This is a genomic window from Nocardioides sp. LMS-CY (assembly GCF_018732145.1).
GTDB classification, from domain to species: Bacteria; Actinomycetota; Actinomycetes; order Propionibacteriales; family Nocardioidaceae; genus Nocardioides; species Nocardioides soli.
The window spans coordinates 1740666-1761546 of the sequence record NZ_CP076104.1; the positions used below are offsets into that span (position 1 = coordinate 1740666).

18 protein-coding genes are annotated in these 20881 nt (G+C 73.1%); 17 read left to right on the forward strand and 1 reads right to left on the reverse strand.

From position 1 onward, the window contains the following. The first annotated feature begins 159 nt into the window (after window positions 1-159). From KM427_RS08365 to KM427_RS08375, 3 genes are all read left to right on the forward strand, one after another. Window positions 160-450: a WhiB family transcriptional regulator gene (locus tag KM427_RS08365; protein ID WP_221199490.1), complete on the forward strand. Its 291-nt coding sequence runs from the start codon at window positions 160-162 to the stop codon at window positions 448-450. 76 nt (window positions 451-526) lie between these two features. Next, window positions 527-3382, forward strand: a complete 2856-nt coding sequence (locus tag KM427_RS08370; RefSeq protein WP_215526911.1) for a glycosyltransferase family 2 protein — start codon at window positions 527-529, stop codon at window positions 3380-3382. Continuing rightward, window positions 3379-4800 carry a DUF5719 family protein gene (locus tag KM427_RS08375; RefSeq protein WP_215526912.1) on the forward strand — a complete coding sequence of 474 codons (1422 nt, stop codon included), beginning with the start codon at window positions 3379-3381 and terminating at the stop codon, window positions 4798-4800. The genes KM427_RS08370 and KM427_RS08375 overlap by 4 nt, the downstream gene beginning before the upstream one ends. Before the next feature lie 91 nt (window positions 4801-4891). Here the strand turns inward: KM427_RS08375 and KM427_RS08380 are convergent, their stop codons facing one another. Then, window positions 4892-5320: a metallopeptidase family protein gene (locus KM427_RS08380; protein ID WP_246389925.1), complete on the reverse strand. Its 429-nt coding sequence runs from the start codon at window positions 5318-5320 to the stop codon at window positions 4892-4894. 49 nt (window positions 5321-5369) lie between these two features. On the opposite strand from KM427_RS08380, the gene KM427_RS08385 reads away from it, so the two are divergent. The 14 genes from KM427_RS08385 (at window position 5370) to KM427_RS08450 (ending at window position 20866) form a co-directional block, all read left to right on the forward strand. Further along, window positions 5370-5729: a DUF3499 domain-containing protein gene (locus tag KM427_RS08385; protein WP_215526913.1), complete on the forward strand. Its 360-nt coding sequence runs from the start codon at window positions 5370-5372 to the stop codon at window positions 5727-5729. Between the two features lie 80 nt (window positions 5730-5809). Further along, entirely contained in the window at window positions 5810-7180 is a 1371-nt protein-coding gene (locus KM427_RS08390) for a phosphomannomutase/phosphoglucomutase (RefSeq protein WP_215526914.1), read from the forward strand. Continuing rightward, a complete protein-coding gene (locus tag KM427_RS08395; RefSeq protein ID WP_183590861.1) occupies window positions 7177-7353 on the forward strand; it encodes a Trm112 family protein in 177 nt (58 codons plus the stop codon). Before KM427_RS08390 ends, KM427_RS08395 begins: the two co-directional genes overlap by 4 nt. 24 nt (window positions 7354-7377) lie before the next feature. After that, entirely contained in the window at window positions 7378-8409 is a 1032-nt protein-coding gene (locus KM427_RS08400; RefSeq protein ID WP_183590860.1) for an SIS domain-containing protein, read from the forward strand. Window positions 8410-8438: 29 nt separating this feature from the next. Further along, window positions 8439-9545, forward strand: a complete 1107-nt coding sequence (locus KM427_RS08405) for an acyltransferase family protein (protein ID WP_215526915.1) — start codon at window positions 8439-8441, stop codon at window positions 9543-9545. Between the two features lie 230 nt (window positions 9546-9775). Next, on the forward strand, window positions 9776-10720 hold the full coding sequence (locus KM427_RS08410; protein WP_215526916.1) for a DUF808 domain-containing protein: 945 nt from the start codon (window positions 9776-9778) through the stop codon (window positions 10718-10720). A 176-nt stretch (window positions 10721-10896) separates the two neighbouring features. Continuing rightward, a complete protein-coding gene (gene ahcY / locus KM427_RS08415; protein WP_215526917.1) occupies window positions 10897-12327 on the forward strand; it encodes an adenosylhomocysteinase in 1431 nt (476 codons plus the stop codon). A 139-nt stretch (window positions 12328-12466) separates the two neighbouring features. Next, window positions 12467-13192 (forward strand): MtrAB system response regulator MtrA, encoded by a 726-nt coding sequence (gene mtrA, locus KM427_RS08420; RefSeq protein WP_183590856.1) that lies wholly within the window; start codon window positions 12467-12469, stop codon window positions 13190-13192. Window positions 13193-13201: 9 nt separating this feature from the next. Continuing rightward, on the forward strand, window positions 13202-14833 hold the full coding sequence (gene mtrB, locus KM427_RS08425; protein WP_215526918.1) for an MtrAB system histidine kinase MtrB: 1632 nt from the start codon (window positions 13202-13204) through the stop codon (window positions 14831-14833). Then, entirely contained in the window at window positions 14830-16584 is a 1755-nt protein-coding gene (locus tag KM427_RS08430; protein WP_215526919.1) for an LpqB family beta-propeller domain-containing protein, read from the forward strand. Before mtrB ends, KM427_RS08430 begins: the two co-directional genes overlap by 4 nt. A 63-nt stretch (window positions 16585-16647) precedes the next feature. Beyond that, window positions 16648-17391, forward strand: a complete 744-nt coding sequence (locus KM427_RS08435; protein ID WP_215526920.1) for a ComF family protein — start codon at window positions 16648-16650, stop codon at window positions 17389-17391. A 420-nt stretch (window positions 17392-17811) separates the two neighbouring features. Beyond that, entirely contained in the window at window positions 17812-18435 is a 624-nt protein-coding gene (gene hpf / locus KM427_RS08440) for a ribosome hibernation-promoting factor, HPF/YfiA family (RefSeq protein ID WP_183590852.1), read from the forward strand. Window positions 18436-18549: 114 nt separating this feature from the next. Continuing rightward, the gene (locus tag KM427_RS08445; RefSeq protein ID WP_252275194.1) at window positions 18550-19233 is read left to right on the forward strand and encodes a response regulator; all 684 of its coding nucleotides are present in this window, start codon (window positions 18550-18552) and stop codon (window positions 19231-19233) included. A gap of 412 nt (window positions 19234-19645) precedes the next feature. Next, on the forward strand, window positions 19646-20866 hold the full coding sequence (locus KM427_RS08450; RefSeq protein ID WP_215526921.1) for a winged helix-turn-helix domain-containing protein: 1221 nt from the start codon (window positions 19646-19648) through the stop codon (window positions 20864-20866). Window positions 20867-20881 lie beyond the last annotated feature (15 nt).

A 20881-nucleotide genomic window follows, 5' to 3' on the forward strand; every position in this document is an offset into this window, starting at 1 on the left:
GGTCGCGGCCCGACGGTCGGGGCTCCCGGGCTGGTCCATAGCAGATGCGGGGTTGACTTTGCGGGTACGACAGGCATGTAATTCCCACAATGTCGTTCGCGAGTCTCGGCGCGGTGATCCGGGTCCGGTGGTCTACCGGGAGCCGCACGTGATTCGGGGATGTGGGAGCAAGACCGGGTCGAAAGGGCGAAAGCCGTGAGAGAACTATTTCTCCTCGACGGGGACGCCGAGGAAGCTGGATGGCAGGAGCGAGCGCTGTGCGCGCAGACCGATCCCGAGGCCTTCTTCCCTGAGAAGGGGGGCTCGACCAGGGAGGCCAAGAAGGTCTGCCTGACCTGTGAGGTCCGCGACGACTGTCTCGAGTACGCACTGATGAACGACGAGCGCTTCGGGATCTGGGGCGGCCTCTCCGAGCGGGAGCGCCGCAAGCTGAAGAAGCGAGCCGTCTGACCTTCGACCGCCTGGCGTGGGGCGCCGCCGCACGCGGGGGTGGGGCGCGACCGCGTGGCCGTTAGGGTTCACGATCGTGGTTCCCTCCGTCGCGGCCCTGCTCGTCAGTCATGACGGCGGCCGCTGGCTACCCGCCGTGATCGACGGGGTCCGGGCGCAGCGGGCGCCGCTCACGGCCGTCGTCGCGGTCGACACCGGCAGCAAGGACGACAGCCCCGACCTGCTGGAGCGGGCCTTCGGCGACGTGCTCCGGGTGAGCGGGGCGACCTCGTTCCCGGCCGCCGTCGGGCGCGGCCTCGAGCGGCTGCGGGAGCGCGGCGAGACGCCCGAGTGGGTCTGGATCCTGCACGACGACGCCAACCCCGATGCGGGCGCGCTGGCGGCGCTCCTGGCGGCCGCCGCCGAGCACCCGGAGGCCGACATCCTCGGCCCGAAGCTGCGGGAGTGGCCCTCGCTCAAGCGGCTGCTCGAGCTCGGCGTCACCATCAGCGGCACCGGGCGGCGCGAGACCGGCCTGGAGCGTGGCGAGTACGACCAGGGCCAGCACGACGAGGTGCACCGGGTGCTCGCGGTCAACACCGCGGGCATGCTGGTGCGGCGTACCGTCCTCGAGACGCTCGGCGGATTCGACGAGCAGTTGCCGATCTTCGGCAACGACATCGACTTCGGCTGGCGCGCCGCGGCCGCGGGCCACACCACGCTTATCGTCCCGGACGCGGTGGTCTTCCACGCCGAGGCGGCGCACCGGGGCGTACGTCGTACCCCCCTGACCGGACGACACACCCACTACCAGGAGCGGCGGGCGGCGCTCTACACGCTGCTCGCGAACGCGCCCGGCCGGCGGCTGCCGTGGCTGGTGGTCCGGCTCGCCCTCGGCACCCTGCTCCGGATGGTCGGCTTCGTCCTGGTGCGATCGGTGGGCGAGGCGCTCGACGACCTCGCGGCGCTGCTCTCGCTCTACTCGCACCCGGGCGAGGTGCGCAAGGCCCGCCGGGTCCGCCGCGAGCAGCCCGGCGCCGACGAGCGACGGGCGGCGCCGCTGCTCTCGCCGTGGTGGGTGCCCTATCGCCACGGGCTGGACTTCCTCGGCGACCTGGTCGCCGCCGCGACCAACCAGGCCCAGGACGTCGCCGAGCGGCGGCGCGCCGCCGCTGCCGAGCGCGCACCGGCCAGCTACGCGCCCCGGCCGGGACCGGAGGACGACGACCTCCTCGCCGAGGACACCGGGCTCGTGGCGCGGTTCCTCACCAACCCCGTCGCGCTGCTGGTCGCGCTGGTCGTGATCGTCGCCCTCGTCGCGGCGCGGACGGCGTTCGGCTCGGTCTCCGGCGGGGGCCTGTCGCCGGCGCCGCAGGGGGTCGGCGACTGGTGGCGGCTCCAGGTCGAGACCTGGCACCCGCTCGGCACCGGCACGGCCGTGCCGGCCCCGGCGTACGTGCTGCCGATGGCGCTGCTCGCGACCCTGCTCGGCGGCAGCCCCTCGGCGGCCGTGTCGCTGGTCCTGGTCGCCGCGGTGCCGGTCGGGCTGTGGGGCGCGTGGCGCTTCCTGCGGGTGGTCGGCCGCCTGGTGGTCTTCACCGGCGCGTCGCGCTGGGTGCTGCTGTGGGGTGCGACCACCTGGAGTCTGGTGGCGGTCGCGAGCGGGGCCTGGTCCGACGGCCGGCTCGGCCTGGTCGTGGTCGCCGCGCTGCTGCCCTGGCTGGCGCACGCCGCGCTGGGCTTCGCCGAGCCCGCGGCCGAGCGCCGGTGGCGCGCCGCCTGGCGGGTGGGCCTGCTGCTCGCCGTCGGGTCCGCGTTCGCACCCGTGCTGTGGGTCCTGGCCGCCGCCCTCGGCCTGGTCGTCATCGGGGCCGCAGCGCTCGTCGTGCGCGGCGCGGTGCGCGACCGCTCGGTGTGGGGTCCGCCCGCGGCGGCGCTCGGCCTGGTGCCGGTGCTGCTCGCGCCGTGGTGGCTGCCGGCCATCCAACGGTCGGCGGCCGAGGGCCTGCTGCTCGACACCGGCCGCCTGCCGACGCCGACGGCCGACACCCTCGATCTCCTCGCCGGCCGGCTCGACGGGCTCGGCGCCCCCTGGTGGCTGGGCCTCGTGCTCGCCGTGCTCGCGCTGCTGGCGCTGCTCCCGCGCGCGACCCGGATCCCCGTGCTCGTCTGCTGGGTCGTGGCACTGGTGACGGCGGTGCTCGCCGCCCTCCTCGGCGCCGTCACCTTCGACCTCGCCGCCACCTCCGTCGACGCCGGACCGGGCGCGCTGCTGCTGGTGCTCCAGGGCACCTTCGTCGTCGCGGCGTCGATCGGCGCCGTCGGGCTCGGGGTGGAGACCATCGCCTGGCGGCGGGTGCTCAGCGGCGTCCTGGTCGTGGTGGCCGCCGCGGTGCCGGTCGGCGGCGTGGTGTGGTGGCTCGGCTCCGACCCCGCCATCGGCGAGGGCATCGAGACCGACATCCCCGTCTACATGGTGCAGAGCTCCGAGGAGGGCCCCGAGCACGGCATCCTCGTGATCCGGGGCGGGGTCGACGAGGGCCTGACCTACACGGTCCGGCGCGGCGACGGCGTCACCCTCGGCGAGGACGAGGTGACCAACCTGACCGCCGAGGACGCCGACTTCACGGCCGAGGTCCGGGCGCTGGTCTCCCGGCCGACGCCCGAGGTCGTCGACCGGCTCGGCGCCAGCGGGATCGAGTACGTCGTGCTGCCCGAGCCCGCCGACGGTGACGTCGCCGCCGTCCTCGACGCCACGACCGGACTCGTCCAGGCGAGCGCCGAGAAGCGCACGACCCGGGCGTGGCAGGTCGACGGGCCGCTCGACGGCTCGCTGCTGGAGGGGCCGGTGTCCTGGCTGCGAGTGGTGCTCCTGGTGGTGCAGGGCATCGCCGTCGTGGTGGTCGTCGTGCTGTGCCTGCCGACCACGAACCCGAGGCGGTCCGACCGATGACCCAGCCCCGCACGACCGGCGGCCGCCGGCGTACCGCCACCCGGCGCGGCCGACTCAACCTGACCATGGTGCTCGCCGTGGTGCTGCCGCTGCTCAGCGTCGCGGCACTGCTGCTGGTGCGCCCGGCCGAGCCCGCGGCCACCACCCGGCCACCGGAGCGCACCACGCTGACCACGGCCACCCTCGTCTGCCCGGCCGGGCTGCCGGGGGCGCCCGAGCTCGCGCTGACGACCGTCTCCGACGACGTGGACGGCTCGGTGCGGGTCGGGCTCGGGAAGGACGCGAAGGACGCCGGCCTGGTCTCGGGCCGGGTGACGACGACCCGCGCCCCGGACGCCGTCGCGGTGACCGGCGAGGACGACAGCGCGCCGGGCCTGGTGGCCGGCCGGGGCGGCGGCGACGAGCCGGCCGTGACCGCCTGCCTGCCGCCGGCGGCGGGTCAGTGGTTCACCGGCGTCGGCGCCGGCGCCAGCCATCGATCGGTCCTCGAGCTCACCAACCCCGACGGCGGCACCGCCGTCGCCGACGTCACCGTGCTGGGGCGCAACGGCGTGGTGGAGGCGCCCCGGCTGCGCGGCGTCTCCGTCCCCGGCGGCAGCTCCGTGCGGCTCGACCTGGCCACCCTGGTGCCGCGCACCGACGAGCTCGCGCTCGAGGTCGTCACCGCCCGCGGCCGGCTCGGGGTGGCCCTGCTCGACCGCTTCGACCGCCCGGGCCGGGCCCCGCTCACCCAGGACTGGCTGCCGGCCCAGCCGGCTCCCGCGACCAGCAACCTGCTGCTCGGCCTCGCGCCCGGCACGGGCCAGCGAACGCTCGCGATCGCCAACCCGGGCGACGACGAGGTCCGGGCCGAGGTCAAGGTCGTCGACTCCGAGTCGGTGTTCGCCCCCGACGGCGCCGAGGAGATCCGGGTCCCGCCGCGGGGCGTGGCGCGGGTGCGGGTCTCCTCGATCGTGAACGCCGCGGTCGGTCAGGACGCCCTCGGCCTCCAGGTCACCTCCTCCGGACCGGTGAGCGCGGCCCTGCGCTCCGTCGTCGGCAACGACCTCTCCTTCGCGACCGCCGGGAGCTCGTTCGACGCCGAGGCGACCGTGCTCGTCCCGAAGCAGCCGGCCGAGGGGCGCGGGGCCGCCCGGCGCCGCGTCGTGCTCGCCGGCGCCACGACGGCCGGCACCGTCACCGTGGTGGCCCTCGACGCGAACGGCGACCGGCTGCGCCGCCGTACGGCCGAGGTGGTGCCCGACCGCGGCACGGTCGTCAAGGTGCCGCCCACCGCCCGGCTGATCTCGGTGCTGCCCGAGCGGACCTCGGTGACCGGAGCGGTGCTGACCAGCTCCGCCAACGGGGCGTCGATGCTGCCGCTGACCGTCCCGGTACGCAACGGGCTGGTGCCCGACGTCCGGCCCGGGCTGCCCTGACGGCTGCCCCATCGGCGTCGAGATCCGCGAGATGGCCGTCAGGACCCCGTGTCGGCAGCCGGTCCACGGATCTCGACGCGAGTCGGCCGGCCTACAGCCCGCCCTCGTAGCGCGGGTCGACGTCCTCGGCGTCGATGCCGAGCAGCTCGGCGATCTGCTCGACCACGACGGTGAGCACCAGCCCCTCCAGCTCGGCGCGGTTGTCGCAGCGGTGCTCGATCGGGCGCCGGAAGAGCACCAGCCGGGTCGGCGTCGCGCCGGTGCCCCGGACCAGCGAGGAGAGCGGGACCGTGCCCGGGGACCAGTCGTCGGGGAGGTGGGGGGTGTCCTCCACGGCGTACTCGACGAGGCCGAGCCGGTCCTGCCAGCGCCGGTCGACCTCGGTGACGATGCCGAGCGCGATGTCGTCGAAGCGCTCGCGGGCGGTGCGCAGCTCGGGCCGGCCGGGCACGGCCGGGAGCACCGCAGGGCCGCGCATCCCGCGCCCCCGACGGTCCCGGGTGCGCCGGCGTCGTTCCATGCCGCGAGCCTAATCGGCGCGGTCGGTGCCGAGGGGTACCGTCTGCGACGTGAGTCCTGCCCGCCGCTGTTCCCGCACGGCCTGCGGTCGTCCCGCGGTGGCCACGCTGACGTATGTCTACGCGGACCAGACGGCGGTCCTCGGCCCCCTGTCCACCTACGCCGAGCCGCACGCCTACGACCTGTGCGAGGCGCACAGCGAGCGCCTGTCGGCACCGCGCGGCTGGGAGGTGCTGCGGCTCGCGGGTGACCTCACCGCGCGGGGGCCGACGAGTGACGACCTGCTCGCGCTGGCCGACGCGGTCCGCGAGGCCGCTCGGCCGATCGCGCCGCGGCGGGTGGCGCCGGCCGAGGAGACCGGGCGCGAGGTCGGCCGGCGCGGGCACCTGCGGGTGCTGACCAACGACTGACGGGTCCCTGGATCCGCGCCGGTCGCTCGCTCGACCACCTTCATCGAGTCCGCTGGCGCGTCCTCGATAGGCTCCGAGGCATGGCCGACACCCTCGACCCGACGAACCTCGCCGCGGTCTTCAAGGCGTACGACGTCCGCGGCACCGTGCCCGACCAGATCGACGAGCGGCTCGCGCTGGCCGCCGGCCGCGCGTTCGCACAGGTCGTCGGGGCGGCGACGGTCGTGGTGGGCCACGACATGCGTCCCAGCTCGCCCGGCATGGCCGGCGCGTTCGCCCAGGGCGCCAGCGAAGCCGGTGCCGACGTCGTCCTGATCGGGCTCGCGTCGACCGACCAGCTCTACTTCGCCTCCGGCCACCTCGGGCACCCGGGTGCGATGTTCACCGCGAGCCACAATCCGGCGCAGTACAACGGCATCAAGATGTGCCGCGCCCACGCCGTGCCGATCGGCATGGAGACGGGCCTGGCCGAGATCCGCGACCTGGTCGCCGAGCCCCGGCCCGTGGTCGGACCCGCCGGGTCGATCTCCGAGCACGACGTGCTCGCGGCGTACGCGGCTCACCTGCTCACGCTCGCGCCGGTCGTCGGCCGCCGGCTCCGAGTGGTCGTCGACGCGGGGAACGGCATGGCCGGGCACACCGCACCGGCGGTCTTCGATCGGCTCGGCGACCAGGTCGAGCTGGTGCCGATGTACTTCGAGCTCGACGGCTCCTTCCCGAACCACGATGCCAACCCGATCGAGCCGGCCAACCTCGTCGACCTGCAGCAGCGTGTCGTCGCCGAGGGGGCCGACATCGGCCTCGCCTTCGACGGCGACGCCGACCGCTGCTTCATTGTCGACGAGCGCGGGCGGGCGGTCTCGCCGTCGACGCTCACGGCGCTGATCGCGGCGCGCGAGCTCGCCAAGGAGCCCGGAGCGACGGTGATCCACAACCTGATCACCAGCCGCTCGGTGCCCGAGATCGTGAGCGAGCTGGGCGGCAACCCCGTGCGCACGCGGGTCGGCCACTCCTTCATCAAGGCCACCATGGCCGAGACCGGCGCGATCTTCGGCGGCGAGCACAGCGGACACTTCTACTTCCGCGACTTCTGGCGTGCCGACTCCGGCATGCTCGCCGCGCTGCACACCCTCGCCGCGCTCGCCGAGGCCGAGCAGCCGCTCTCGGCGCTGCTCGCGGCGTACGACCGCTACGTGCTCAGCGGTGAGATCAACTCCACGGTCGCCGACCAGGCGGCGGTGACCGCCGAGATCGAGGCGGCGTACGCCGCGCGGGACGACGTCACCACCGACCGCCTCGACGGTCTCACCGTCAGCCACGCCGACTGGACCTTCAACGTCCGGCCGTCCAACACCGAGCCGCTGCTGCGCCTCAACGCCGAGGGCCGCGACGAGCAGACCATGTCCCGCGTGCGCGACACCGTGCTCGCCCAGATCAGGAGTGACCGATGAGCTCGTCCGTCAACATCGACCCCGCGCTGCTCGAGATCATCGTCTGCCCGGCCTGCCGCGCGGACCTGGCGGTCGTGGGGGAGGAGCTGGTCTGCCAGGGCTGCGGCCTCGCCTACCCCGTCCGCGACGACATACCGGTGCTGTTGGTCGACGAGGCGCGCAAGCCGTCCTGAGGACTGCGACGAGAGGCTGGGGCGATGGCGACCTGGTTCGACGAGTCCCGCCTCGACGCGGGAGCGGCCCTCGAGGCCGGCGACCACGTGCTGCGCACGCTGGCCGAGTCGGGCGCCCGGGTCCGCCGTACCGCCGGTGAGGCGGCGGCGGCCACCGACGAGGCGGTCGCCCGCGCCGTGGAGCTCGCCCGCCCGCGGGCCGTCCTGGCCGCCGGCCCCGACTCGCGGCTGCTGCGCGCGGTGCTCGAGCCGTGGTGCCCGGTGCCCTTCGTGGCCTGGCCGGCCGCGGGCCTTCCGGGCTGGGCGGGCAGCCTCGACCTCGTGGTGGTGCTGGCCCCCGACGGCGCGGACACCGGCGCCGCGTCGGCGGTCGCCGAGGCGGTACGCCGCGGCTGCCAGCTGGTCGTCGCCTGCCCGCCGGACTCGCTGGTCGCCGAGCACGCCGCGGGTCGCTGGAGCGCGATCCTGCCGACCGCCACCCGCGACCAGCTCGCGACCGCGGTCGTCGTACTGGAGTACCTCGACCGGGTCTCGCTCGGTCCGCGGGCCGACGCCGAGCAGGTCGCGGAGGCGCTCGACGCGGTCGCGATCGCCTGCTCGCCGCACCGCGACCTGGCCGTGAACCCGGCCAAGATGCTCGCGATCGCCCTCGCCGACGCCAACCCGATCGTGTGGGGCGGCTCGGTGCTCGCGGCGCGGGCGGCCCGCCGGGTCGCGGAGTCGATCCGCCGGGCGACCGGCCGCTCGGCCCTCGCGGGCGACGCCGAGCACCTGCTCCCGGTCATCGAGGCGGCTCGCCAGCGGGACGTCTTCGACGACCCGTTCGCCGAGGACTCCGGCGACCGGCGTCCGGTGCTGGTCGTGCTCGACGACGGCGTCGACGACCCCGTGGTCCGCGAGCAGCGCGGTCGCCTGCGGGCCGCGGCCGCCGAGCGCGGCGTCCGGGTCGAGACGGTCACGACCGAGGCGCCCACCGAGGTGGCCCGGTACGCCTCGCTTCTGCTGAGCGGAACCTACGCTGCGGAGTACCTGAGAATCGGCCTCGTGGAGGACTGATCCCCGGCGCTGCCGGGTAGGCGGGAAGCATGCCCGCTCCGACCGCTGCCGTCCGCGACCCGTGGTTCGACAACGCCAAGATGATGCTGGTGACGCTGGTCGTCGTCGGGCACTCCTGGGTGCTGCTGCCCGACACCGATGTCGTCGGGCACTTCTATGACTTCCTCTACGCGTGGCACGTGCCGGCGTTCGTGTTCGTCACCGGCTATCTCTCCCGCGGCTTCGTCTACAGCAAGGTGCGGATGTGGCAGCTCTTCCGCACCGTGGTGGTGCCGTACCTGCTCTTCGAGACCGCGCTGGCGATCTTCCGCATCTACGTCGGCGGCGAGGAGCTCGACGACCTGTTCCGCGATCCGCACTGGCCGATGTGGTACCTCGCGGCCCTCTTCCTCTGGCGACTCCTCACCCCGATCCTCCGGCCGATGTGGGGCGGGCTCGCGGTCGCGGTGGGCGTCAGCCTGGTGGCCGGGATGTACGCGGGCGACACCCTCGACATCGCGCGCGTGCTCGGGCTGCTGCCGTTCTTCGTGATGGGCCTCAAGGCCACCCCCGAGCGGCTCGAGTGGCTGCGCAAGAAGCCCGCCCAGGCCGCCGCCGTGGCGGTGTTCGTGGGCATCTGGGTGCTGACCACCTGGACCGACGCCTGGGCGAGCACGGAGTGGCTCTACTACCGCTCGCGGTACGACGAGATGGGGTACGGCGACGACGTCCAGGCGCTGCTGACGCGGGCCCTGGTGCTCGCGATCGGCACGCTCGGCGCGTGGGCGTTCTTCGCCCTGGTGCCGCGGATCGACGGCTGGTTCGCCCGGATGGGCGCGGCGACGCTGGTCGTCTACCTCTTCCACGGGTTCTTCGTGAAGGGTGCCGGCTACGCGGGCTTCGGCGGCTGGGCCGACCAGCACCCGGTGATCGCGTTCGGGGTCACCACCGTCGGTGCCGTGTTGCTCTCGCTCCTACTCGCCTGGCGCCCGATCTCCGCCCGGCTGACCGAGCTGGTCGACCCGCTCGGCTACGCCGAGCGGCACCTGACGCGCGCCGTCGCGCTGACCGCGGCCAAGGACCAGGTACAGCCCGAGGTGCAGGCCGAGATCGAGGCCGGCGTCGACGCGGGCCGCGCCCACCAGACGGTCCGCTAGCGATCTCCCGGGCTCGGCGACGGTCCGGGAGCTACGTCGTTCAGGTGTGAGTTCGGTCGTCCGGGTCGGGTCGGCCCCGCGAGGGGTGCCCCCAGCGGATAGTCCGTCACGAACTGGCTGCCCGATCGCACGAACGACAACCGGAACGTGACGGACTATCCCGAGCGGACGCCCGCCGGGCCGGCCGGGAACCGGCACCGCGACCCCCCGGGGTCCACTAGCATTTCGCCATGGCTGGCGGACTGTTCGCACTGCTCGACGACGTGGCCGCCCTCGCCAAGATGGCCGCCGCGTCCGTCGACGACATCGGTGCGGCCGCGGGCCGGGCGACCACGAAGGCGGCGGGCGTGGTCGTCGACGACACCGCGGTCACCCCGCAGTACGTCCACGGCGTGACCGCCGACCGCGAGCTCCCGATGATCAAGCGGATCACGATCGGCTCGCTGCGCAACAAGCTCCTCGTCATCCTGCCGGTGGCGCTGCTGCTCAGCCAGTTCCTGCCCGGTCTGCTCACGCCGATCCTGATGGTCGGCGGCGGGTACCTGTGCTACGAGGGCGCCGAGAAGGTCTGGGCGCGACTGCGCGGTCACGACCATCACCCGGTGCCGGTGGCCGCCGAGGGGGCCGAGGCGGAGAAGGCGATGGTCTCGGGCGCGATCCGCACGGACCTCATCCTCTCCGCCGAGATCATGGTGATCGCGCTCAACGAGGTCGCCGAGGAGCCCTTCCTCAACCGCCTCGGCATCCTCGTCGTCGTCGCGATCGCCATCACCCTCGCGGTGTACGGCGTGGTCGCGGTCATCGTGAAGCTCGACGACATCGGCCTGGCGCTCTCCCAGCGCTCCACCGGCCTGCCCGGCAGGATCGGCCACGCCCTGCTCGTCGGCACCCCGCGGCTGCTCGCGGTCATCTCGGTCGTCGGCGTCGCCGCGATGCTCTGGGTCGGCGGCCACATCGAGCTCGTCGGCCTCGACGAGCTCGGCTGGCACGCGCCCTACGAGCTCGTCCACGACATCGAGCACGCCGTCCACGACGCCCTCCACGGAACTCTCGGCAGCATCGCGGGCTGGCTCACGAACACCTTGCTCTCCGCGGTCTTCGGCCTGATCGTCGGCGCGCTCATCCTCGGGGTGCTGCACCTGGTCCCGCGGCGCAGGTCGACCGCGGGGCACTGAGCCGGCCGAGCGGCGCCTCATCAAGGGTTCGGCCTGCATGCCTTGACGAAGCCGCATGCTCCTGGCGCGACCTGATCCGATCCCGACCGCAGGCGTCGAGGATTCTTCCGATGCCCTGGTGCCGTTCTAACCTCGTCGGCAGGGAGAGCCCCGCCACACGTCCCTAGGGAGCACCGATGGACTTCAAGGTCGCCGACCTCAGCCTGGCCGACTTCGGCCGTACCGAGATCCAGCTCGCCGAACACGAGATGCCCGGCCTGATGGCCATGCGCGAGCGGTACGCCGCCGAGCAGCCCCTCCGGGGCGCGCGGATCGCCGGCTCGCTGCACATGACCATCCAGACCGCGGTGCTCATCGAGACGCTGGTGGCGCTGGGCGCCGAGGTCCGGTGGGCCTCCTGCAACATCTTCTCGACCCAGGACCACGCCGCCGCCGCGATCGCGGTCGGGCCGAACGGCACCGTCGAGGACCCCCAGGGAGTGCCGGTCTTCGCCTGGAAGGGCGAGACGCTGGAGGAGTACTGGTGGTGCACCCAGCAGATCCTCGACTGGCCCGGCAGCCAGCTGCCGAACATGATCCTCGACGACGGCGGCGACGCCACGCTGCTCGTGCACCTCGGCGTCCAGGCCGAGAAGACCGGCCAGGCGCCCGACCCGGCCACGGCGACCAGCACCGAGCAGCGGATCATCTTCGAGGTCCTCACCCGGGTCCTCGCGGAGAACCCCAACCACTGGACCCCGATCGCGAACTCCATCAAGGGCGTCACCGAGGAGACCACCACCGGTGTCCACCGCCTCTACGAGATGATGCGCGAGGGCACGCTGCTCTTCCCCGCGATCAACGTCAACGACTCGGTCACCAAGTCGAAGTTCGACAACAAGTACGGCTGCCGCCACTCGCTGGTCGACGGCATCAACCGCGCCACCGACGTCCTCATCGGCGGCAAGGTCGCGGTCGTCTGCGGGTACGGCGACGTCGGCAAGGGCTGCGCCGAGTCGCTGCGTGGCCAGGGCGCGCGCGTCATCGTCACCGAGATCGACCCGATCTGCGCCCTCCAGGCGGCCATGGACGGCTACCAGGTCTCGACGCTCGAGGACGTGCTCCCGATCGCCGACATCATCATCACCGCCACCGGCAACAAGGACGTCGTCACCGTCGACCACATGCGGGCGATGAAGCACCAGGCGATCGTCGGCAACATCGGCCACTTCGACAACGAGATCGACATGGCCGGCCTCGAGGCGCCGGGCGTCGCGGAGCGCAAGAACGTCAAGCCGCAGGTCGACGTCTGGACCTTCCCGACCGGTCGCTCGATCATCGTGCTCTCCGAGGGCCGCCTGATGAACCTCGGCAACGCGACCGGTCACCCGTCGTTCGTGATGTCGAACTCCTTCACCAACCAGGTGCTGGCCCAGATCGAGCTCTTCACCAAGACCGAGGAGTACCCCACCGGCGTCTACGTGCTGCCCAAGCACCTCGACGAGGAGGTGGCCCGCCTGCACCTCGACGCCCTCGGGGTGCGGCTGACGACCCTCACCGGCGAGCAGGCGGCGTACCTCGGCATCGACGTCGCGGGTCCGTTCAAGCCGGAGCAGTACCGGTACTAGAGCGCCTGGCCCGAGCCCTGCGCGGGCCAGGAGACACGCACGAGGTCGAGGAGCCGACCGGCGTCTCGAGATCACGGTGAGCCGAGCGCGTTCCTCGCGAGGGCAACGCGACCACCGAGCAACTGTCATGATGGATGCCATGAGCGAGCCCGCCGCGGCGCCATCGGGCGCCCCGTCCGACCCCCACACCAAGGGGCGGATCCTCGTGGTCGACGACGACGCGTCGCTGGCGGAGATGCTCACGATCGTGCTCCGGCAGGAGGGCTTCGGGAGCCGGATGGTCGCCCGCGGCGACGAGGCGCTGGAGGCGTTCCGCGCCTACCGGCCCGACCTGGTGCTGCTCGACCTGATGCTGCCCGGCAAGGACGGCATCGACGTGTGCAAGGAGATCCGGGCGGAGTCCGGCGTCCCGATCGTGATGCTCACCGCGAAGGGCGACACCATCGACGTCGTCGTCGGCCTGGAGTCCGGCGCCGACGACTACGTCGTCAAGCCCTTCAAGCCCAAGGAGCTGGTCGCCCGGATCCGCGCCCGGATGCGCCGCTTCGACGCCCCGACGTCGGAGGCGCTGTCGATCGGCGACCTCACCATCGACGTCGCCGGCCATGCGGTCGCCCGGGCGGGCTCGCCGATCAACCTGACCCCGCTGGAGTTCGACCTGCTGGTCTGCCTGGCCCGCAAGCCCTGGCAGGTGTTCACCCGTGAGGTGCTGCTCGAGCAGGTCTGGGGCTATCGGCACGCCGCCGACACGCGGCTGGTCAACGTGCACGTGCAGCGGCTGCGCTCCAAGGTCGAGCACGACCCCGAGAACCCCGAGATCGTGGTGACGGTCCGGGGCGTCGGCTACAAGGCCGGAACTGTGTGAGGCACCGACATGCTGCACCTGCGCCCCCGCGGGTCGCACTGGCTCCCTGATCCGGTACGCCGTGCGCTGACCTTCTGGCGTCGCTCCATCCAGGCGCGGGTGGTCGCCAGCACCGTCCTGCTGTCGATGGCGGTGATCGGCATCGTCGGCTGGTACCTGCTCCAGCAGACCCGTGACGGCCTGCTCGACCACCGGGTCGACGCGGTCGTGGCCGAGGCGAACGACGAGACCGCCGAGGCGCGGGTCCGCCTCGAGGCCGCTCCCGGCACCGACGCCGACGTCGCCAGCCAGCAGCGCGACCTGGTCGAGCCGATCATCCAGGCCGGTGACACCCGCGGCTTCGCGGTGGTCCTGGCCGGCCCGACCGGCGGGGGCGGCCGGATCTCCGACGGGGGCGCGAACTTCACCCAGGGCCTCGACACCAGCAGCGTCCCGCTCGACCTCGAGAAGCACTTCGACCGGGAGGCGCCGACCGCCTGGACCTACACCACGATCCGGAGCACCGACGCGGCCGGCGTGACGACCGAGCGTCCGGGCATCGTCGTCGGCTCGCAGGTGCTGCTGCCCGCCGACGCCCAGACCTACACGCTCTACTACCTCTTCCCGCTCGACGAGCAGGAGGAGACCATGGCGCTGGTGACCCGGGCGCTGCTGACCGCCGCGGTCCTCCTCGTCGTGCTGGTGGCCGGCATGACCTGGCTGGTGACCCGGCAGGTCGTCACGCCGATCCGGATGGCGCGCCAGGTCGCGGAGCGGCTGGCGGCCGGCCAGCTCCAGGAGCGGCTGCGGGTCTCGGGCGAGGACGACCTGGCCCGGCTGGCCACGTCGTTCAACCAGATGGCCAGCAACCTGCAGCGGCAGATCCGCCAGCTCGAGGAGCTCAGCCGGGTCCAACGCCGCTTCGTCTCCGACGTGTCCCATGAGCTTCGTACGCCGCTCACGACGGTCCGGATGGCCGGCGACGTCCTGCACGACGCCCGGCGCGACTTCGACCCGGCCACCGCCCGCGCCGCCGAGCTGCTGCAGACCGAGCTCGACCGCTTCGAGACCCTGCTCGCGGACCTGCTCGAGATCAGCCGGTTCGACGCCGGCGCCGCCGTGCTCGAGCTCGACGACCTCAACCTCGTCGACGTCGCCCACCGGGTGGTCGACGCGACCCGGCCGCTGGCCGCCCAGCGGGGGGTCGAGATCGTGGTCGAGGCACCGGACCACCCGTGTCTGGCGGAGGCCGACGTACGCCGCATCGAGCGCGTCGTGCGCAACCTGGTCACCAATGCGATCGACCACACCGGCACCGACCGCGCCGGAGGCGACATCGTGGTGGCCGTGGCCGGCGACGACCACGCGGCCGCGATCACGGTGCGCGACTACGGCGTCGGCCTGGCGCCGGGCGAGGCGGCCATGGTGTTCAACCGGTTCTGGCGCGCCGACCCGGCCCGGGCCCGCACCAGTGGCGGCACCGGCCTCGGCCTGTCGATCTCGCTCGAGGACACCCACCTCCACGGCGGCTGGCTGCAGGCCTGGGGCCGGCCGGGGGAGGGCGCCCAGTTCCGGCTGACGCTGCCCCGTCGCGCGGGCGCGGTGCTGCGCCACAGCCCGCTCGCGCTGGTGCCCTCCGACGTGACGGAGCCGGTGACATGACCCGCCGCCGTACCCTCCTCGTCGTCGTGGCCGCCGTCGCCGCGGCGCTGGTGCTGAGCGGCTGCGTGGGCATGCCGGAGAGCGGCCCGGTCGTCGAGACGCAGTCCGGAGGCGGCGTCGCCGGTCAGCCCGGCGTCTACATCGACCCGCGGCCGCCCCAGGAGGGCGCGACCCGGGCCGAGATCGTCCAGGGCTTCCTGGCCGCGATGACGGCGACGCCGATCCAGACCAACACCGCCCGCGAGTTCCTCACCCAGGACGCCGCCGCGTCGTGGACGCCCGAGGACGAGACGATCACCTACGCCGGCAACCCCCGCATCGCCGAGAGCGGCGTCGGGGTCTCGGTCACCCTGCGTGATCCGGACCATCTCGACGCCCAGGGCGCCTGGCAGGGCCCGCTGCCCCGGGCCCGGCGGATCGTGCAGCTGCCGATGGCCTTCGAGGAGGGCGAGTGGCGCATCGACCGGGCGCCGGACGCGCTGATCGTGCCGGAGTCGTGGTTCGCCCGCCGCTACCGCCAGGTGTCGCTCTACTACTTCGATCCCACCGCCTCGATCCTGGCGCCGGAGCCGGTCTTCGTGCCGAAGGGCAAGCAGCTCGCGAGCACGCTGACCCAGGCGCTGCTGCTCGGTCCGAGCGCGGGCCTCGACCGGGTGGTGCGCAGCTTCATCCCGCCGGGACTGACCGTGAACCTGTCGGTGCCGATCTCCGACGAGGGCATCGCCGACATCGGGCTCAAGGGCGACGGCGGCGACCTGACGCCGCAGTCGATCGAGCTGATGATGGCCCAGCTCGCCTGGACGCTGCGCCAGGAGGACGAGATCGAGGCGCTGCGCGTCTCGATCAACGGCCAGTCGGTCCCGCTGCCGGGCGGGGTGAGCGCCTACCGCGTCGACGGCGGCAGCGAGTACGACCCGGCCGGCTGGCAGGCCAGCCCGCTGCTCTACGGCCTGCGTGAGGGACGGCTCGCCTCCGGTGCCGGCGGCACCCTGGAGCCGGTCAGCGGCCCGATGGGCGCCGACGCGCTGGGCGTGCGGAGCGTGGGCGTGAGCCTGACCGCGACCCGGGCGGCCGGCGTGACCGAGGACGGCCGCTCGGTGGTGGCCGCCCCGGTCAGCGGTCGGGATGCCGGCCAGGCCCGCACCGTGGTCACCGGCGGCACCGATCTGCTCGAGCCCGCCTGGGACTTCTCCGACCGGATGTGGCTGGTCGACCGCACCGCGGGCGGCGCCGCGGTGTCGTACGTCGGCGAGCGGGGCCGGCACGAGCTCGAGGTGCCCGGCATCACCGGGCGGCAGGTGCGCAGCTTCGTGGTCTCGCGCGACGGCACCCGCCTGGTCGCCGTCGTACGCCGGCCCGCCGGCGACGAGCTGGTCCTCAGCCGGATCGCCCGCGACCGCAGCGGCCGGATCCTCTGGGCGACGCCGGCCCGACCGATCTCCGGCGAGCCGGACAGCGACCTGCCGATGCGTGCGATCGCCTGGCGGACACCCACGAGCCTGGCGATCCTCAGCCCGTTCGCCGCGACGAACAAGCTGGTCCAGCTCTACCTGGCCTCGGTCGACGGCGCGCCGGCGGCCGACGGCACCTCGACCACCGTGCCGGGACCGCTGCGGTCGCTGGCCGGCTCCCCGGCGGCGGGCGACCCGCTCTTCGGCGTGGGTCGCCGCTCCATGGTCAACCTGTCGGCCGCCGACCGGCCGACCGTGCCGCTCGCGAGCGGCACCACCGGCGTGACCTACGTCGGCTGAGCCTTGTCCACAGCCGCGGACCGTGGCCTTGAGCGGGTCCCCGCAGGGTGGTGGCATCGGCACATGCCCCGCGAGACCTGGGCCGAGCTCGCCGACGCGGCCGCCGACCTGCTCCTGGGGCGACGCTGCGCGGGCTGCGGCCGTGCCGGGCGGGTGCTCTGCGGGGACTGCGCGGACGGGCTGCCCGACGGGGCGGCACCGGCCCGGCCCGACCCGGTGCCGCCCGGGCTGGCGCCGCCCTTCGCGGCGGGGGAGTACGCCGGGGTGGTCCGGGCGCTGCTGCTGGGCCACAAGGAGCGCCGGATGCTCGGGCTGCGCGATCCGTTGGCCCGGCTGCTCGCGGACGCGGTCCGTGCGGCGCTCGCCGACCATCCGGCCGGCCCGGTGGTGCTGGTGCCGGTGCCGTCGCGCCCGGGCACCGCACGGACGCGCGGCCACGACCCGACCCTGCGCATCACCACCAGGGCGGCGCGCCTGCTGCGCGGGTCCGGCGCCGACGTGGTGGCGGCGTCCCTGCTGCGCAGTCGTCCGGGGGTCGTGGACCAGGCGGGCCTCGGGGCCGACGATCGGGCGGTGAACCTGGCCGGCTCCATGCACTGCCCCTCCGACCGGCTCCGGGCGCTGGCGGCGCGGCGTACCCAGGCTCGGGTGGTCGTCTGCGACGACGTGGTCACGACCGGATCGACGCTTCGCGAGGCCCAGCGAGCCCTCGAGGCGGTGGGTCTCGAGGTGGTCGCCGTGGCTGCGGTGGCCGCGACACGCCGACGGGGTCGAGGCGGGGGACCTTGGGCCCTTTCGTCTCCTTGACCTTCGGACTAACGTCTCTGCATGGAGTCCGTCCGGGTCCGTGGTTGCGTCGTCCAGGTGCCTCGGCCGAGCCGGGCGCAGGGTCGGCTAGCCGATGCCAGTCGCAGGCGAAACGGTCCACGTAAGACGGTCAGCGCCGCGATGCGGGGCGGACCGTCGATCACGGTGCGGCTTAGTGGTAAGTCCTGCCTCGGCACCGTCGCCAGATGCGGCGGTGACCGGGAGAAGGTCAGTAGTGGCAGAGAAGCTGCGAGCACCTCAGCAGGCGGTTGTGGGGTCGAAGACCAGGTCGGCCGGACGGACTCCTCCCCGACGCCGGGCCCATGCGGGTACCGGTGCTTCGGCGTACCCCCCCACGAGGGTGCGACCGGAGCTGGCCGCCGAAACGCCGAGAAGCAAGTGTGCAATCGGGAGGTTCACATGGAAGTTGTGGTCACGGGTCGGCACTGCGAGCTGTCTGAGCGGTTTCGCAGTCACGTAGAGGAGAAGCTGTCCAAGCTCGAGAAGCACGATCACCGGATCATCCGGGTGAAGGTCGAGGTGGAATGCGAACGCAACCCGCGGCAAGCGGATCGCGCCGTACGAGTCCAGTTGACGGCGCTCTCCAAGGGCCCGGTGATCAGGGCCGAGGCCGGAGCCGCCGACAAGATGGCGGCGCTCGACCTCGCCCTGGACAAGATGGCCGCCCAGATGCGGCGTGCGTCCGACCGTCGACGTGTCCATCGGGGCGGGAAGACCCCGGTTTCCGTCGGGCAGGCGCTCGCCAACGGCGCGCCGCCCACGGAGATGACGCCGGACGACGTCGTCACCCAGGAGCGTCAGGTCGGGCCGATCGCCGTGACCGGGGACGGGCCGCTGGTCGTCCGTGAGAAGACCCACGCCGCCGCCCCGATGACGCTCGACCAGGCGCTCTACGAGATGGAGCTGGTCGGACACGACTTCTACCTCTACGTCGACAAGGAGAGTGAGCGTCCGGCGGTCGTCTACCGCCGCCGCGGCTACGACTACGGCGTGATCTCGCTCGACATCGGCGGGACCGTCTGAGACGACTCGGGGTCCGATCGGAAGACGCCGGTGGCCCGGACGGGCCACCGGCGTCGGCGCGTCGGATCACCCCGATGTGGGGCGCCCACGGCCCAGGCGTGCCATGATGCCCGCGTGGCAGAGCTGACGAAGGAGCGCGAGCGCGAGCCGATCCGGGTGCTCGTGGTCGACGACCAGGAGCTCTTCCGGCGCGGCCTGACGATGCTGCTCGGCGCGGAGCCGGGGGTCGAGGTGGTCGGTGAGGCCGGCGACGGCGTCGAGGGGACGACCCTCGCCGAGCGCACCGCGCCCGACGTGGTGCTCCTCGACATCCGGATGCCCAAGCGGTCCGGCATCGAGGCATGCCTGGCGATCAAGGAGGCGGTGCCGTCGGCCAAGATCGTGATGCTGACGGTCTCCGACGAGGAGGCCGACCTCTACGAGGCGGTCAAGAGCGGTGCCGCCGGCTACCTGCTGAAGGACTCCTCGATCGAGGAGGTCGCCCAGGCCGTCCGGGTCGTGGCCGACGGGCAGTCGCTGATCAGCCCCTCGATGGCGGTCAAGCTCATCGACGAGTTCAAGCAGATGTCGCGCCCCGAGCGCGATCACACCGCCGGGCTGCGGCTCACCGACCGCGAGCTCGAGGTGCTCCGCCTCGTGGCGCGCGGGATGAACAACCGTGAGATCGCCAAGGAGCTCTACATCAGCGACAACACGGTGAAGAACCACGTGCGCAACATCCTCGAGAAGCTCCAGCTCCACTCGCGGATGGAGGCGGTCATGTACGCCGTCAAGGAGAAGCTGCTTGATTTGCCGTAGAGGCAGCGAGGAACGAGCTGGCTCTACGAAAGTGAATCAGGTTGAGGGTGTCGACGCGGACCCGAGCTTGCTCGGGGCGGCGTGACACGTCTCGAAACCCAGTCGATCTCGCGGGCGATCCAACCCTGCAGGTGGTTTCGAGGCTCGGCGCTGGGGCGCCTCGCACCTCAACCACCGTGTCGCTGGTTGAGGTGCGAAGGCCGCCAGGCCTGAGCCTCGAAACGCGGTGAGCCGAGAAGCAGCCGTCACTGCTGTCGGGTGTGGTGGTTTCGAGGCTCGGCGCTGGGGCGCCTCGCACCTCAACCACCGTGTCGCTGGTTGAGGTGCGAAGGCCGCCAGGCCTGAGCCTCGAAACCCGGTGAGCCGAGAAGCACCGGCCACCACTGTCGGCGCGCTCCTCTAGCCTCACGGCATGGACTCGCTGAGCGTCGCCCAGGCGCGCCGGATCGCGCTGGCCGCCCAGGGCTTCCTCGACCGGCCGCACGCGGCGCCGACCATGCGCACCCTCCAGCGCACCCTGGAGCGCACCGGCGTGCTCCAGGTCGACTCGGTCAACGTGCTCCAGCGGGCCCACTACATGCCGCTCTACTCCCGGATGGGTCCCTACGACGTCGAACTGCTGCGCCGGGCCGCCGAGCGCCGACCACGGCGGATCGTGGAGTACTGGGCCCATGTCCAGGCGTTCATGCCGGTCGAGCTCTGGCCGGTGATGCAGCACCGGATGGACGACTACCGCGCCAAGCGCGGCAAGTGGGGGTTCGTCGCCGAGAACGACGTGCTGGAGAAGAGCCTGCTCGACGAGATCTCCGAGCGCGGCGCCTCCACCGCGCGCGACGCTGCGTCATGGGTGGGCGACGGCCTTCCCCGGGAGAAGGAGAACTGGGGCTGGAACTGGTCCGAGACGCGTCGCATGCTCGACTACCTCTACACCTCGGGCCAGGTCGCGATCGCGGGTCGCAACAGTCAGTTCGAGATCCGCTACGACCTGCCCGAGCGGGTGATCCCGCCCGCCGTCCTCGCGCGGCCGGTCCCGACGCGCGAGGAGGCGGCCCGCGAGCTCGTGGTCCGGGCGGCCCGCTCCCACGGCGTGGCGACGGTGCAGGACCTGCGCGACTACTACCGGATGCCGGTCGCCGACACCGCCGCCGCGGTGGCCGAGCTGGTCGAGGAGGGCGAGCTGGTGCCGGTCGCGGTCGACGGCTGGCGGCGCGCGGCGTACCTGCACCGCGACGCCCGCGTACCCCGGCGGGTGGACGCCCGCGCGCTGCTCAGCCCGTTCGACCCGGTCGTGTGGGAGCGGGCCCGCACCGAGGCGCTCTTCGACTTCCGCTACCGCATCGAGATCTACGTCCCGGCCGACAAGCGCGTGCACGGCTACTACGTGCTGCCGTTCCTCCTCGGCGACCGGATCGTTGCCCGGGTCGACCTCAAGGCGGACCGCCAGTTCGAGGCCGGTGCGGGGCGGCTGGTCGTCAAGGCGGCGTACGCCGAGCCCGGGGCGCCACCCGACACGGCCGAGCAGCTCCACGCGGAGCTGCTCCGACTGGCCGGCTGGCTGGGGCTGGGGTCGATCTCGGTCGAGACGCGGGGCGACCTGGCCACAACCCTTCGGAGGCTGGGCCACGCTGGGTAGAGTGGCCCAGCCCGC

Excerpts from the sequence above, each read along its gene's own strand:
- KM427_RS08365 (WP_221199490.1), top strand. The coding sequence starts at position 160 with ATGTGGGAGCAAGACCGGGTCGAAAGGGCGAAAGCCGTGAGAGAACTA.
- KM427_RS08375 (WP_215526912.1), top strand. The coding sequence starts at position 3,379 with ATGACCCAGCCCCGCACGACCGGCGGCCGCCGGCGTACCGCCACCCGG.
- KM427_RS08380 (WP_246389925.1), bottom strand. The coding sequence starts at position 5,320 with ATGGAACGACGCCGGCGCACCCGGGACCGTCGGGGGCGCGGGATGCGC.
- KM427_RS08390 (WP_215526914.1), top strand. The coding sequence starts at position 5,810 with ATGGCCGACACCCTCGACCCGACGAACCTCGCCGCGGTCTTCAAGGCG.
- KM427_RS08395 (WP_183590861.1), top strand. The coding sequence starts at position 7,177 with ATGAGCTCGTCCGTCAACATCGACCCCGCGCTGCTCGAGATCATCGTC.
- KM427_RS08400 (WP_183590860.1), top strand. The coding sequence starts at position 7,378 with ATGGCGACCTGGTTCGACGAGTCCCGCCTCGACGCGGGAGCGGCCCTC.
- KM427_RS08405 (WP_215526915.1), top strand. The coding sequence starts at position 8,439 with ATGCCCGCTCCGACCGCTGCCGTCCGCGACCCGTGGTTCGACAACGCC.
- KM427_RS08410 (WP_215526916.1), top strand. The coding sequence starts at position 9,776 with ATGGCTGGCGGACTGTTCGCACTGCTCGACGACGTGGCCGCCCTCGCC.
- ahcY (WP_215526917.1), top strand. The coding sequence starts at position 10,897 with ATGGACTTCAAGGTCGCCGACCTCAGCCTGGCCGACTTCGGCCGTACC.
- mtrA (WP_183590856.1), top strand. The coding sequence starts at position 12,467 with ATGAGCGAGCCCGCCGCGGCGCCATCGGGCGCCCCGTCCGACCCCCAC.
- mtrB (WP_215526918.1), top strand. The coding sequence starts at position 13,202 with ATGCTGCACCTGCGCCCCCGCGGGTCGCACTGGCTCCCTGATCCGGTA.
- KM427_RS08430 (WP_215526919.1), top strand. The coding sequence starts at position 14,830 with ATGACCCGCCGCCGTACCCTCCTCGTCGTCGTGGCCGCCGTCGCCGCG.
- KM427_RS08435 (WP_215526920.1), top strand. The coding sequence starts at position 16,648 with ATGCCCCGCGAGACCTGGGCCGAGCTCGCCGACGCGGCCGCCGACCTG.
- hpf (WP_183590852.1), top strand. The coding sequence starts at position 17,812 with ATGGAAGTTGTGGTCACGGGTCGGCACTGCGAGCTGTCTGAGCGGTTT.
- KM427_RS08450 (WP_215526921.1), top strand. The coding sequence starts at position 19,646 with ATGGACTCGCTGAGCGTCGCCCAGGCGCGCCGGATCGCGCTGGCCGCC.